We start from the raw sequence: 14,264 nt of genomic DNA, 5'->3' as shown, positions 1-14,264 counted from the left end.
TAAGCTGGTGTTCTTTGTGACTTGGTGCCAGTGGTCGGACTCGAACCGACACGCTTTTAAGGGCGGCGGATTTTGAATCCGCTGCGTCTACCAATTTCGCCACACTGGCATTTGAAGTGCAAATAAGTAAACGTTGGCATTATACTAAGCTTTGCAATATCTGCAACAGATATTATTCATAAAGCAATTTATCTGCCTAAAAAAACGTCTAATCCTTCCTTTTCCAGGCAGGTAATTTTTTAAGGATTATATAAGCAGTTTGTTTAGCTACTGCATTATCAACATTGTGATTTTGAGCATATTGTAATGTAACTTCATGCCATTTTTCATCAAATGTTTTCATTCTGCCATCTTTATGAGCACAATGTTTACAATAGTTTTTAGACATATCGAGCAATGGATAATCAGCAATAGCAGTCATTGGCATGCCACATGCAATACACATTTTCATATTTTAAATTCCAATAATATTAAAAAAGGTGACTAAATAATTGCCATCTTTATATGTATAAAAATCCTACTCTGAGTTAAACAAGATTACAATATATATTAAAAATAGATAAATAGATTTAGAAATTAAGATCGAATTGAGGTGTTACTGGATTTAATTCTTGTTGTTGTCGTTGCTGTTTTGATAATAGATAACGGCGTTTTAATGCCCGTTGTTTACATTTTGCTTTTGGCTATCACTCAAGGTTAACCAACTAAATCTTTCTTCTCTTGAGCGATAACAAGCAATACAATAGCCTTGTTTATCAGTTACACAAACTCGTTTACACGGGCTTGGAATATCAAAAAATTCAATCTGATCCAATTTATTCCTCGTTTCCTAAGCAAAACGACATATTGACTAATGTTCTTTTAATCCTAACCCTTTACTTAATACTTTAAAACAGTCATCACAATCATGTGTAGCTGCATGAAGTAATGTTTGAGTCGGTGCGTGGATTAATTTATTGGTTAAGCGGTGTGAAAACTCAGCAAAAACATCGTCAATGTTAGCGCCCTGCCTGATGGCATTTAAGGCTTTTATTTGTAACTCACGTTTGATACTTTCTGCATTACTACGATACTGCTTAACATAAGCAACTGCATGTCTAGTCTTAAGCCAATCAATGAAAAGTTCAGCTTGTTCTTGAATAAGATATTGCGCTTCTTTAGCGGCAATAGCTCTTTGTTCTAAATTACTTTCAACCGTTTTTTGTAAGTCATCAATAGTATAAAGATGCACATTATTGAGTTGACTAACCTCTTCCTCGACATCGCGAGGAACAGCTAAATCAATAAACAGCATTTTACGATGATTTCTAGCTCGTAAAGTGCGCTCAACCATGCCTTTACCTATAATAGGTAAAGGACTCGCTGTTGAGCTGATCACAATATCAACATCTTTAAGTCGATTAGCGATATCAGGTAATGAAATGATTTCTGCATCAATATCAACCGCAAGTTTTAATGCCTTTTCACGGGTTCGATTGGCAATAATAACTTGATTAAATCCATGCGGCTTTAAGTAACGTGAAATAAGCTCTATTGTTTCACCTGCGCCAACAAGCATAATATTTAAATTAGAGGTATCACTAAAAAGATGGCGAGCAACTGAACAAGCAGCATAAGCGACAGATGCTGTATTAGTGCCAATATTGGTTTCACTACGGACAATTTTCGCCACATGAAATACTTTTTGAAATAGTTTTTTTAATTGAACAGATAAGCAATTTTGTTCTTGAGCAAAACTATATGCTTGCTTAACTTGCCCTAGAATTTGTGGCTCACCAATGATCATAGAATCTAAACCACTTGCTACCGACATCAAATGTTCAACAGCTTGTTGACCGTCATACCAATAAAATGAATCTTGGTATAGATCAACATCAAGATGATGAAATTGTCCTAACCAACTTTCTACAGATTGTTTTAATCTTAGATAGTCAGTTTGATGCTCATAACTAAGATAAATTTCTGTTCTATTGCAGGTAGACAAAATAACACACCCATCAACTAAAGGATGTTGGTATAAGCTGTATAGTGCTTTATCGACAATCTCATTAGGAAAAGCAAGCCTTTCCCTTAAAGCAACTGGCGCTGTTTTATGATTAACACCAAAAATTGTAATAGACATTGCATCACTTCTTTTTTGAAGGTTATTAGATATATTATTTTATTAACAGTTCTTAAACTTCCATATTATACATAAAAAACAGTAAAGGTTCTTTTTCTTATTCAGTAAATTATCAGTTATAATACTGCACTTATTGACACAAACACTAACAACTAAGAGTTATTTTATGTCTAAAATCAAATATATATTTGTTTTCATATTACCTTTACTTATCACCGCTTGCCAAATAACAAAATCTCAAAACAACACTTCGATTGAACAGCAGTGGCAAATCCGCCAACAAAATCTAAAACAAATAAACACATTCCAAGTTAAAGGTAGTATAGCTTACATAAGTGATAAATCTCGTAATTATGGACGATTTTTAATAGCTCAACAATCAACTGATAACTACCAAGTTAAATTAACCTCCCCCATTGGTAGCAATATTTTAACATTAAACGCCGAACCTAATTATGCCCAACTGGTTGATAAAGACGGTAGAAATTACCAAGATACCAATGTTGAAAATCTTATGAAAAAGATATCCAATATAAATATTCCACTTAATTCTTTGCATAATTGGTTAAAAGGATTTTCAGACAACATCAATACTGACAAGTTAGATAGTTCAGGAAGATTACTTTCAACTGTCTTTATACAAAATAACAATAAATGGACATTAAAAATTCCAAGTTACTCTACTTATACTTATCAAAACAAAAAGATAGATTTACCTGCAACTATAGAGCTTACGCATGATGACGAAGTTGTTCGCTTAAAAATTAGTGACTGGATTTTACGATAAAGGATAATAGTATGAAACAGTGGTTATCACCTGCTAAATTAAATTTATTCCTTTATATCATTGGACGCCGTTCTGACAATTATCATAATTTGCAAACGTTATTTCAATTTATTGATTATTGCGACATCCTAATCTTTAATGTTCGTCAAGATAATAAAATTAACTTATTAACCGATTTTACAAATGTACCCGTTAATAAAAACTTAATTGTTGTTGCTGCTGAACAATTGAAATCCTATACCAACCGTAATGATTTAGGTGTAGATATTACAATTGATAAAAAAATTCCTATGGGTGGTGGATTAGGAGGAGCCTCATCTAATGCTGCAACAGTATTAGTAGCACTTAATCAGCTATGGCAACTTAATTTATCAACCGAAATACTAATGGATATAGGACGAAAAATTGGTGCCGATGTCCCTATTTTTATTTATGGTCATGCGGCTTTTGCCGAAGGAATTGGCGATCAATTTCACCCTGTAGATATTCCTGAATATTGGTATTTAGTCACTTGCCCTAATATTGAAATATCAACAGTCGAAATATTTAATGCTCCTGAGCTAACTCGCAATACGCCAGCTCAAAGCATTACTGATTTACTTTCATTGAAGTTTAACGAATTAAAAAATGATTGTGAGGAAGTAGTTAGGAAACGTTATCCAACAATAGATAAAATAATTACTTACCTTTCCCAATATGGTATAACTCGATTAACAGGAACTGGTGCATGTGTTTTTACCCAATGTGAATCAAAGCAACAAGCATTAGCCATTCAAGGCAAACTTAATGCAGCACTATCAGTTAATAGTTTTGTCGCAAAATCGTTAAACACCTCTCCTTTATTCACAAATTAAACAAAAACCTTAATCAACAATCATTAAATGGTTAAGGTTTTATTACGTCAATATTTATATATTAAATATAACCACATTCTATGCTGGAGTTAAAACAACTTCGGTATTTTGTATTGCAACTTGTCGGGCAAAGAAACCAAAATATGAAAATGTAGAATTTTTTAGCACTTTCAAAGAAGCTCTTGATGCTGGATATCGTCCTTGTAAAATTTGCAAACCAACTGAAAATTCTAACGCAGCACCATCAGAAGTCATTAAAGCTATCGCATTAATTACCCAAAATCCTAAAACAAAAATATCCGATATGATATTAAAAGAGCATCAAATAAGCCCCGAAACGATCAGACGCTGGTTCAAAAAAAATTATGGTATTACCTTCCAAGCCTATCAAAGGATGTATCGAATAAATAATGCCTTTCAAGAGCTTAAAATTGGTAAAAATGTCATTAATACCGCTTATGATACAGGATATGAGTCATTAAGTGGTTTTGGATACACTTACAAAAAAATAATGAAAAATGCCCCATCTCAAAATACTAATAACGAAATTATTTTGGTTAATCGCCTAACTACACCATTGGGACCAATGTTTATTTTCGCCACTAATCAAGGTATTTGCCTATTAGAATTCGTGGATCGTCGAATGTTAGAAACAGAATTTAAACAATTACAAACACAACTTAATACAAAAATTATTTTTGGAGAAAATAGCCATATTGTTCAAACTAAAAATGAAATTGATGAATATTTTCAAGGAATAAGAAAATATTTTGCAGTTAAATTACATACTCCTGGAACAGATTTTCAGCGAACTGTTTGGGACAGTTTAAAACAAATCCCTTATGGAAAACTAACTACCTATAAAGAGCAAGCAGAAAACATCAATAATCCACATGCTATCCGCTCAGTTGCAAACGCAAATGGATTTAATCGAATTGCAATTATCATACCTTGCCACCGAGTCATTGGCTCAAATGGTGAATTAATGGGATATGGCGGAGGATTAGAACGAAAACGTTGGCTAATTGAACACGAAAAAAAATATTCAGATAAAAACTAAAAGTATTCTCTCAACACAAATTAGACTAATACAAAATAAAGTTTTTTATTATCAAAAGTACGATTAATGCCTATACCCTACACCATAAACTGTTTTGATCAAAACTGGATTTAAGGGATCAATTTCGATTTGTTTGCGTAATTTCGAAATATGTTGATCTAGTGTTCGGCTGTTTGGCATATAATCATAGCCCCAAGCGTAATCAAACAGCATATCACGGGTAACCACGTTATTTTTATTTTTATAAAAACATTCCAGTATCTTTATTTCTCGTAACGAAAGCTCAATAGTTTGTTCCCTACGTTTAGCGCATAACTCAATTGGATAAACCAGCAAATCACCAAAAACAAAAGAATCATCAACTTTTGGATTGGATTGTTGTGATTTTAAATAACGTTTAGCTATAGCTTTAATTCTTGCTCTTAGCTCATGTACACCAAATGGTTTACTCATATAATCATCAGCACCTAGTTCAAGCCCTATTACGCGATCAATTTCTTCATCTTTTGCTGATAAAAATAAAATTGGCACATCATCATTTATTTTACGTATTTCACGACAAACGCTGTAACCATCAAGTTCAGGCATCATAATATCTAAAATAATAAAATCAGGTTGATTTTGCTCAAATAATTCTAGAGCAACTTTACCATTAGGTGCTTGAATAATTGAATAGCCTTCTTGTTCTAAAAGATCGGTCATACCTTTACGGATATATAAATCATCTTCAGCAATTAAAATCTTCATTTTTACTCCATAATAATTAACGAAAAGGCTACGCCAGGGTTTTCATTTACAACCTGAATGGTGCCATTCAATTGCTGTGCTAATTGGTTAGCAATGGTAAGTCCAATACCTGTACCAGCAATACCTTCTATTATTGATGAATTGATACGATAAAATGGTTTAAAAATCTGCCTGATTAAATGATTCGGTATGCCGATACCATAATCTCGAACTGTAATGATTGTTTGTTTGTCATTTTTATTGAGTAACAAATCAACTTTTTTACCTCTTGCAGCATATTTTTCGGCATTACTTAAAAAATTATTAACAATTTGTAACACACTATCTTCATCGGTATTAATCATGCAATTTTTATCACAATTAATAATTAAATTAAGTTGTAAAGATTTCTTTGCTAACACAGGTTTAAAAGTAGTATAAACTCGTTCAACTAGGTGTGTTAAATTGACTGGTTTAATATTCAGCTTGGCTGGCTTATTAAAATTAAGCACATTTTGTACTAATCTTGTCAATCGCTTGCTTTCACTTGTTATTACCTCTAAATAATCTGAAATTGGCACGGGCTCATCTATCAGTTTTTCTTGTAATAGTTCAGCATAAAGTGTGATATTGGTTAAAGGTGTTTTAAACTCGTGTGAAACCTGACCAACAAAGCTAACTTGTTGTTTTGCTAATCGTAATGTTCGAGTATATTCACGATAGCAATACAAAACAATAAAACTAATAGCAATGATAAATAAACCAATAACCCCACCACCAAGTAAATACAATACTAATAATTTAGGCGATTGATAATAATAAATTAATTTCCAATTCTGTAATGGATAATCTAGCGTAATAGTGATACTATCGGCCAATTGTTCACCATTAACATAAATCTGTTTATCGTGATCTAATAACACAAAATTATCAGCTAACATTTGATCGTCAAATAAACAAATCACATTTAACGAAAAATTAATGGTTGAAAGCTCAAAACCAATTATCGTGTCTGATTCAATTACCCAATAAATAAGATGATCATAGAATTGATACCAACCAAATTTAGGTTGAAATTGCTCAGATTGAGAATGATGATTAACTAAAATTGAACTATCGTATTCAATTGATTCAACAATATTGCTCCATTGCAGATCGGTTTTATTGCTAAAATAAACAATTTTATTATGTTTGATCTTAAAGATATTTTTAATATCGGTTTGTGATGCTAAAAAACATCAATATCAGTTTGATCGCTATGTAAAAACTGAGCCAAACTATTAAAATAAACAGCTCGTTGATTTAACAGCGATTCAATTGATGATTTTATATTCTTCATTTGACTTTGTGCTAATAGCTTCTGATTAGTTTGGCGCATTAAGATCTCATGCTCAATAGTTCGCCAACCTAAATAGCTAAAAGCAACTATTAATATAAAAAAAGACAAAATCGCTGTTAATTTTTTCATAAGTTATTTTTTTATCACACTTTTCATATTTTGCTTAGATTCATACTGTTTTTCAGTCACTTTTTTACGATAAGTGTTCTCATCATCGGTAAGAATTGCATCAGCCATTATATTATTTTTATCCATTTGTTCTTTTAATCTACTACTTACTTCTGGCTCGCGTTCGCTTAACATTTCTGCTCGATCTCTAAGCTTTTTACTATTTTCTTGCAATAACTGTCTTGCTTTTTCTAATTTACCTTCATTATAAAGTTTTAAAGCTTTTTCATTTTCAAGTGCAACTTTTTGTATTTCTGATTCGGCAACGACTTCATGAACAATGGCTTTATTAACTACATCTTGATTATCAGTATAAGCAATTTTAACGACTTGGGTTTCATTTTCGGTTTTATTTTCTAATAAATTATTATATTGCAAATCAATTTTGGCGAGTGTTTTATTTTGCCCTACTTTACCTTTTTCTGGGATAACTTCTAATAATAGATACTTTTCTTGATTTGAATACAACTGATTCATTTTAACTGTGACTTGATTATCTTTAATCACACCATCACGACCAAGTAAACGCACAGGCTTAACACCTTCTTTCAAATGAATAGTAATAATTACATCTTGCGCAACAGCAGACATAACATCTTTAAATTCACGCACAAATACATTTTCAAGCTTTGCTGTATCATCAATAAATACATGATTACCATCACTATAACTTGCAATCGAAGACATTAACTGCTCATTATAATCACTACCAATACCTAACGTAGTAATAGCAATATTCTTTTTAGCTGCAATAATGGCTAACTCTGAAAGTTCGCCAACCGAAGAAGGTCCAATGTTAGCTTGTCCATCAGATAACAAAATAATTCGATTAACTTTATCTTTAGTTAGTTGCTTTTCAACTTGATTAATACCTTTACTTAAACCAGCAAATAATGCTGTACCGCCACCAGCAACAATGTGTTTATTAATCAATCTTATAATTTTTTGTTTATTAGTAACTTTAGAAGATGGCAAAATAACTTTAGCATCAGAATCATAAGCAACAATTGATAACATATCTTCATTATTAAGCATATTAACCGCAAGAATAGCCGCTTCTCTTGCTTTTTCAATACGGTCACCAGACATAGAACCAGAACGATCAATGACCAAAGCTAAATTAATCGGTACACGCTTAGATGAGTCAAACTCAATTCCAGTTAACGACACTTTTAAATAATTCTTTTCTTCTGAGTTTTCTAAGATAATAGGCGATGCCAATTCTGAACGAACCTGTATTTGATTATTTGTTTTAGCATTCCCCAAAAAGCTCAAGGCAGAAATTCCAATAAAAATAAGTGATTTAATAAATTTCATGTTATTTCCTTTTTTATATGAAGTTTATTCAATTATCTGCTTTTTATAAAATAAACTGTCTGAATATTGTATTTATTTGTAAAAAAATGTAAAAAAACAAGTTAAGAACTTTAATTTATGCCGATATTGACTTTTGTTTATTGCCATTCCAAATGGCGAGAGTATATAATAAAAAATTGTCCATTCTCATAGAAATGATATAGAGAACATTTAATATGACTCAATTACAAGAAAAACTTGCACTTATTAAAAATAGTATTATCACCATACCAAATTACCCTAAAAAAGGGATTTTATTTCGTGATATTACTAGTCTGCTTGAAGATCCTGTTGCATTTCGCACATCGGTTGAGCTATTAATCGATCACTATAAAGATAAAAAAATAGATAAAGTGGTTGGCACCGAAGCGCGTGGATTTATCTTTGCAGCTCCAATTGCATTAGCATTAAATATTGGTTTTGTACCAGTAAGAAAACCCAATAAGTTACCGCGCCACGTATTTAAAGAAGAATATCAGCTTGAGTACGGGACAGATACGTTAGAAATTCACACTGATGCCATTAAACCAGGTGAACGAGTATTAATTATTGATGATTTACTTGCTACAGGTGGAACAATTGCTGCAACAGCGAATTTAATTCGTAAAGCTGGTGGCATTGCCGAAAACGCCGCATTTGTAATCAACTTACCAGATTTAGGTGGAAAAACAAAGTTAACGGATATGGGAATTGATTGCTTTACTTTAGTTAATTTTGACGGCGAATAATTACTATTAAGGGCACAATTAGTGCCTTTTTTTATTTTGAATACTTTTATCTCTTTTCCTTTCTAAAATAAAATAAGTTAGTCATTTTCATTGCATAAAAAATAGATATGTACCACCACTCTATCTAAATTCAGCTAAATAAATCAAGATAAAAAACCAACAAAACCTCCAAAAAACGAATAAAAATACACTTTACATCTTGATAAAGCCATAAATGTGAATTATTATTCACAAATAAAGCATAATTATTTAAAACAAAAGGAAATAGATAGAATGAAAAAATTTAACCATATTATTGCAAGAACACCAGCTAAATCACTAATTAATGGTTTAACATCATCCAACTTAGGCAAACCAAATTATCAAAAAGCCTTAGATCAGCACAATAATTACATTCGAGCATTACAACAGTGCGATGTTGATATCACTATTTTACCACCCGACGAACGTTTTCCTGATTCAGTCTTTGTTGAAGACGCTGTGCTTTGTACCCCATATTGTGCAATTATTACAAGGCCTGGAGCAGAAAGTCGCCGAGCAGAAACCGAAATTATATCAGACACCATTGAACGATTTTATCCCAATAAAGTTGAGCGAATCACCGCACCAGGTACCGTTGAAGCTGGCGATATAATGATGGTTGAAAACCACTACTATATTGGCTTATCTGCTCGAACCAACCAAGCTGGTGCTAACCAAATGATAGCTATTTTAGAGAAGTACGGATTAACTGGTTCGGTAGTTAAGCTTGAAAAAGTATTACATCTAAAAACAGGTTTAGCTTATTTAGAAAACAATAACCTATTAGCAGCAGGCGAATTTATAACTAAACCAGAGTTTCAACGCTTTAATATTATCGAAATTCCCGAACAAGAAAGTTATGCTGCCAACTGTATTTGGGTTAATGGTCACGTAATAATGCCGATGGGCTATCCAACAACAAAAGCAAAAATAGAAAAACTTGGTTATCAAGTTATTGAAGTTGATACATCGGAATATCAAAAGATTGATGGTGGCGTAAGTTGCATGTCACTAAGATTTTAATCGATCTATATTAAATATTAACCGTACTAAACCACATAATAAGACAACAACATGAATACATCGGTAAGAAAAAAGCTAGGCATCCTGCCACTCACACTGTTAGTGGTTGGCAGTATTGTAGGCAGCGGTATTTTCAGCCTACCACAAAACATGGCCGAAAGTTCGGGCTCTGGCGCTATTTTAATTGCATGGATAATAACCCTATTTGGCATGTTAATGCTAACACGGATATTTCAGTATTTATCGATTCGATTTTACAAAATCAATGATGGATTATATGGCTATGTGCGTGAAGGTTTTGGCGATTATATCGGCTTTAATGCAGCGTGGGGCTACTGGATATCAGCATGGATGTCGTGCACCAGCTACCTAGTGATTTTATTTAGTGCATTAGGATCTTTTGATTGCTTGAGCTTCTTTGGTCATGGTACTACATTACCTGCCGTTATTACGGCTATCATATTTTTATGGATAGTGCACTATTTTGTATTAAAAGGAATATATCGTGCTTTTTTATTAAATTGCCTAGTAACATTAGCGAAAATCGTGCCTATTGGTTTATTTATTGTTTGTGTTAGCCTTGCCTTTAAAATATCGACATTTAAGATAGATTTTTGGGGAACACCGCAATTAGGCTCAATTATCGAGCAAGTAAAAAACACCATGCTCTATACCGTTTGGGTCTACTTAGGGATTGAAAGCGCAACTGTGTATGCTGCTAGAGCCAAAAACATCATCAGCATTAGCCGAGCCACCTTTTTTGGCTTTGCTATTACCAGCTTATTACTTGTTTGCGTATCAGTGTTGTCGCTTGGTATTGTGCCACAACAAGAACTTGCTCAAATGAAAAACCCTTCCATGGCACTTGTCATTGAACATGTAGTAGGCAGCTGGGGAGCAACGTTAATTAATATTGGTTTAATTGTGTCAGTCAGTGGTGGATTACTATCATGGTTAATGCTAGCGGCCGAAATGCTATTTTTAGCTGGCCAAGGCACACAACACACAGTACCAAGTTGTTTTGGAAAACTCAACAAAGCAGGCACGCCATCCAACGCATTATGGTTAACAACATGTTTAATAACCGTATTAATTATCCTTGCCCACTACTATCAATCTGGCTACAACACCTTAATCCAATTATCAACCTCAATGGTGCTTATTCCCTATTTACTGGCGGCTCTCTTTGTTTTTAAATTAGCCGTTCAACAAGGTAAAGCCTACTTAATTATGATTGGCGCTTTAGGATCGCTTTATGGCATATGGTTGATTTATGCTGGTGGCACAGTTTATTTATTACTGTCGATGATACTTTATAGTATGGGACTCTGTTTTTACCTTTATGCCAGAAAGGAACGATCTTTGCCAGCATTTAGTTACTTACATGATAAAGTGTACGCTATTGCAATCATCCTATTAGCTATCATCGCTATTTTACACTTCTACATAACACCAAATTAATTAGTTAGGCGTTATTTTCGAAATAAATAAAAGTCAGCTAATAGCTTTCTGAAGTCTTGAGAATAACGCCCATCACCATCTCGCATACACAATTGCTGCTCATCAATTTTATTAGCCTGGATAAATGAAAAAGCCAATAATGATAACGAAAAGTCTTTATCTGCACTATATCTAACATTCATCAGTTGGAGTAAATATAACCGATTAGATTCACATAATAACCTAAACTGATTGGATAAATGATAAGGTAAAACTAAACAAAATTGCCCTTTCGGTTTTAGTAAGCGCTTAACTGTGTCAATAAGCTGTTGAAAGTTCAAGCATTCGGTATAACGTGCCAACTGTCTTTGGGAATTGCGACAATCAACGGCAGATTCAAAATAAGGGGGATTAGTCACAATCAAATCATAGCCCACCGCATAACTTGGCTGAAATTGATTAATATCAGCATTAATCGCATTAATCGAAGTAAACCCAGCTTGTTGGCTATTTTGCTGACATTGTGCTACCGCCTGCATATCAATATCGATGGCATCAATTTGGCTGTTATCATGTTCTAACCGCTGAGCTAACATTAACGCAATTACACCACAACCACAGCCAATATCGAGTACCTTTTGCGGAGCCGAATCAATCGGAACCCAAGCCCCTAACAAACAACTATCGGTTGTTACCTTCATTGGACTTTTATCGTGCGCCACAAAAAAACGCTTAAAAGTAAAGCCACCTTTTTTTAACGGTAATGAATTATTCTGCATAAATAAACTTCTTAAACAAAGGCTTGTTAGATGCTATCGCATCAGCCCAGCGAGTCGGTTCTGGCAAACGATAGCCCCGCAAGCATAAATTAACCCATTTTAAGGCACTACCTTGACTTACTCGGTGACCTGTTGAAATAAATAAAGGATTGCAATTATTCTTACTACATAAAACCCAACCAATCTGTTCTTGCTTGTCTTGTAAAGGTGTTACATTACCTACTTGCTTAGGTAATATTTCGTATTGACCGCAAAGCCTTTTTTTAGCAACACCAATTGTTGGCATATCTAACAACAAACCTAAATGGCTTGCAATACCTAAACGCCGAGGATGAGCAACACCTTGTCCATCAACGAACAACAAATCTGGCTTCTGTGTTACCTGTTGCCAAGCGGCAAGTAGCGCAGGGTATTCCCGAAAAGACAAATAACCAGGAATATAAGGAAACCCTGTCTCAACCCGAGCAATATGATACTCAACAACCTCGAAAGTTGGATAGCGCAAAATAACGATTGCTGATCGAGTAATCTTGCCATTATCTTCAAAACCGACATCAGTACCGCCAACGTAATTTATTGACGGATTAAAGTCATCATCGCATTTAACCTGCTTGGCTAACGCCTGCTGTGTTTGCATTAATTGTTCTAAATTGATAGACATTTTTATTCTGTTCAGTATCATTATTCCAATAGATTGATTTTATCAGAATTAGCATGCCATATACATTAGCAAATCCTACCGAGTTAACAGAAGAAATCAAAAAAAGTCGTTTTATTGTCAATGCAGCGCCAGTCACATCAGCTGAACAAGCCACCGACTTTATTAATCAAATAAGCGATCTCAACGCCACCCACAACTGCTGGGCATGGAAGATTGGACAACAATACCGATTTAATGACGATGGCGAGCCCACTAGTACAGCAGGTCGCCCTATTCTTTCAGCCATTGAAGGACAAGATTGTGACCAAGTGGTTGTAGTAGTGACTCGTTACTTTGGTGGCATAAAATTAGGTACTGGAGGATTAATTCGTGCCTATGGCGGTTCGGCTAGCCACTGCTTACAACAAGCTGAGCTAATTGAACTCATTGCCCGCATAACGCTACAATTTCACTGTTATTATAACGAATGGCCAATTATCGAAAATCGTCTAAAGGAACTTGATTCCATTGTTGAAAATCAAGAGTTTGATGCTGAAGGTGTAAAAGTAAACGTCGCTATCACAAAAGACAAATTGCAACTCCTACAAAAAAATATTAGCGACATCACTCGTGGACGAGTTATTATTGAACTATAAGAATCACTCAGGTAGAATATTGATTTTATTTTATAAAAGATTAATTTTTTTATTGATTATCTTTTGTTGTATCAAGTTTAATTTTTAATAAAAGTGCTTTTGGACTTTAAGTCATTAAAATGCAAAGCTCTCAGGCTTTGCTATTTTGGCTGTCCTCCTCGCACTGGAATTTTATTCTTTTATTGATTATTCTTTATTAATATCAGAATATCATCAGCACCATAAAGATTAATAACTAAGTCATAAAAACTAAGGGGTGGTGCAAAGACCATAATTAATAATAGAAGTCCTGAACCAAAAAATATCACCGTTACTAGCTCCCACATCAAACTGACCACTAAACTGCCCTATTCTAGTCGTGTCACTTGTCCAATAGTTTTGGTCAACGAAGTCCGCACCAGCGTAATGATACATAAAGCCCCACTCCGAAAATAATCCAGCACCTATTGTACGCAGGTAATTATTATTTTTTGATGGAGGTGTAGCGCCGATAGAGCCTTGGCAATTCGGACCTGAGCCAATACCAGAACAAACAGCGTTAGTCAGATCCTTAACCTGTGGCACA

Annotated in this window: 16 protein-coding genes, 1 tRNA gene and 2 pseudogenes; 8 read left to right on the top strand and 11 right to left on the bottom strand. The window is 33.9% G+C overall.

Features of this window, described 5'->3' with window-relative positions:
• Positions 1-22: 22 nt before the first annotated feature.
• From A9G35_RS01945 to hemA, 4 genes and pseudogenes are all read right to left on the bottom strand, one after another.
• Positions 23-109: transfer RNA gene (locus tag A9G35_RS01945), tRNA-Leu, on the bottom strand.
• Positions 110-208: 99 nt separating this feature from the next.
• The gene (locus A9G35_RS01940) at positions 209-451 is read right to left on the bottom strand and encodes a zinc ribbon domain-containing protein (protein WP_065608570.1); all 243 of its coding nucleotides are present in this window, start codon (positions 449-451) and stop codon (positions 209-211) included.
• A gap of 118 nt (positions 452-569) precedes the next feature.
• Positions 570-814: pseudogene (locus A9G35_RS01935) on the bottom strand (DUF1289 domain-containing protein).
• A gap of 36 nt (positions 815-850) precedes the next feature.
• Positions 851-2,122 (bottom strand): glutamyl-tRNA reductase, encoded by a 1,272-nt coding sequence (gene hemA / locus A9G35_RS01930; protein WP_065635444.1) that lies wholly within the window; start codon positions 2,120-2,122, stop codon positions 851-853.
• Between the two features lie 166 nt (positions 2,123-2,288).
• Between hemA and lolB the strand changes: the two genes are divergently transcribed.
• The 4 genes and pseudogenes from lolB (at position 2,289) to A9G35_RS12810 (ending at position 4,823) form a co-directional block, all read left to right on the top strand.
• Positions 2,289-2,909 (top strand): lipoprotein insertase outer membrane protein LolB, encoded by a 621-nt coding sequence (gene lolB / locus A9G35_RS01925; protein WP_065635443.1) that lies wholly within the window; start codon positions 2,289-2,291, stop codon positions 2,907-2,909.
• Between the two features lie 11 nt (positions 2,910-2,920).
• Entirely contained in the window at positions 2,921-3,763 is an 843-nt protein-coding gene (gene ispE, locus A9G35_RS01920) for a 4-(cytidine 5'-diphospho)-2-C-methyl-D-erythritol kinase (RefSeq protein WP_065608566.1), read from the top strand.
• A gap of 19 nt (positions 3,764-3,782) precedes the next feature.
• Positions 3,783-3,923 (top strand): annotated as a pseudogene (locus tag A9G35_RS14040) (Ada metal-binding domain-containing protein); the annotation flags it as partial.
• Positions 3,924-4,067: 144 nt separating this feature from the next.
• Positions 4,068-4,823 (top strand): methylated-DNA--[protein]-cysteine S-methyltransferase, encoded by a 756-nt coding sequence (locus tag A9G35_RS12810; RefSeq protein ID WP_218057170.1) that lies wholly within the window; start codon positions 4,068-4,070, stop codon positions 4,821-4,823.
• 63 nt (positions 4,824-4,886) lie between these two features.
• On the opposite strand, the gene A9G35_RS01910 is transcribed toward A9G35_RS12810, so the two are convergent.
• The 4 genes from A9G35_RS01910 to A9G35_RS01895 all read right to left on the bottom strand — a co-directional run bounded on the left by A9G35_RS01910 (position 4,887) and on the right by A9G35_RS01895 (position 8,373).
• Positions 4,887-5,570, bottom strand: coding sequence for a response regulator transcription factor (locus tag A9G35_RS01910; protein ID WP_065635441.1), 684 nt, complete (start codon positions 5,568-5,570; stop codon positions 4,887-4,889).
• A gap of 2 nt (positions 5,571-5,572) precedes the next feature.
• Positions 5,573-6,490 carry a sensor histidine kinase gene (locus tag A9G35_RS01905; RefSeq protein WP_141673731.1) on the bottom strand — a complete coding sequence of 306 codons (918 nt, stop codon included), beginning with the start codon at positions 6,488-6,490 and terminating at the stop codon, positions 5,573-5,575.
• A 287-nt stretch (positions 6,491-6,777) separates the two neighbouring features.
• The gene (locus A9G35_RS01900) at positions 6,778-7,017 is read right to left on the bottom strand and encodes a hypothetical protein (protein ID WP_065635439.1); all 240 of its coding nucleotides are present in this window, start codon (positions 7,015-7,017) and stop codon (positions 6,778-6,780) included.
• 3 nt (positions 7,018-7,020) lie between these two features.
• Positions 7,021-8,373, bottom strand: coding sequence for a vWA domain-containing protein (locus tag A9G35_RS01895; RefSeq protein ID WP_065635438.1), 1,353 nt, complete (start codon positions 8,371-8,373; stop codon positions 7,021-7,023).
• 215 nt (positions 8,374-8,588) lie between these two features.
• On the opposite strand from A9G35_RS01895, the gene apt reads away from it, so the two are divergent.
• From apt to A9G35_RS01880, 3 genes are all read left to right on the top strand, one after another.
• Positions 8,589-9,140, top strand: a complete 552-nt coding sequence (gene apt / locus A9G35_RS01890; RefSeq protein WP_065609011.1) for an adenine phosphoribosyltransferase — start codon at positions 8,589-8,591, stop codon at positions 9,138-9,140.
• A 273-nt stretch (positions 9,141-9,413) separates the two neighbouring features.
• Positions 9,414-10,184 (top strand): dimethylargininase, encoded by a 771-nt coding sequence (gene ddaH, locus A9G35_RS01885; RefSeq protein WP_065635437.1) that lies wholly within the window; start codon positions 9,414-9,416, stop codon positions 10,182-10,184.
• 51 nt (positions 10,185-10,235) lie between these two features.
• Complete coding sequence (locus A9G35_RS01880) at positions 10,236-11,645, top strand: basic amino acid/polyamine antiporter (protein WP_065590444.1); 1,410 nt, start codon at positions 10,236-10,238, stop codon at positions 11,643-11,645.
• 11 nt (positions 11,646-11,656) lie between these two features.
• On the opposite strand, the gene A9G35_RS01875 is transcribed toward A9G35_RS01880, so the two are convergent.
• Both A9G35_RS01875 and nfi read right to left on the bottom strand, forming a co-directional pair.
• Complete coding sequence (locus A9G35_RS01875) at positions 11,657-12,403, bottom strand: tRNA1(Val) (adenine(37)-N6)-methyltransferase (protein WP_065635436.1); 747 nt, start codon at positions 12,401-12,403, stop codon at positions 11,657-11,659.
• Positions 12,393-13,058 (bottom strand): deoxyribonuclease V, encoded by a 666-nt coding sequence (gene nfi / locus A9G35_RS01870; RefSeq protein WP_442903159.1) that lies wholly within the window; start codon positions 13,056-13,058, stop codon positions 12,393-12,395. The genes A9G35_RS01875 and nfi overlap by 11 nt, the downstream gene beginning before the upstream one ends.
• Before the next feature lie 59 nt (positions 13,059-13,117).
• Between nfi and A9G35_RS01865 the strand changes: the two genes are divergently transcribed.
• Positions 13,118-13,699 (top strand): IMPACT family protein, encoded by a 582-nt coding sequence (locus A9G35_RS01865; RefSeq protein ID WP_065575328.1) that lies wholly within the window; start codon positions 13,118-13,120, stop codon positions 13,697-13,699.
• A 249-nt stretch (positions 13,700-13,948) separates the two neighbouring features.
• On the opposite strand, the gene A9G35_RS13345 is transcribed toward A9G35_RS01865, so the two are convergent.
• The coding region (locus tag A9G35_RS13345) for a hypothetical protein (protein ID WP_218057169.1) at positions 13,949-14,264 on the bottom strand (316 nt) is incomplete at its 5' end.

This window comes from Gilliamella sp. Choc5-1 (assembly GCF_001690595.1).
GTDB classification, from domain to species: Bacteria; Pseudomonadota; Gammaproteobacteria; order Enterobacterales; family Orbaceae; genus Gilliamella; species Gilliamella apicola_M.
This window is presented reverse-complemented; position numbering and strand designations above follow the sequence as displayed.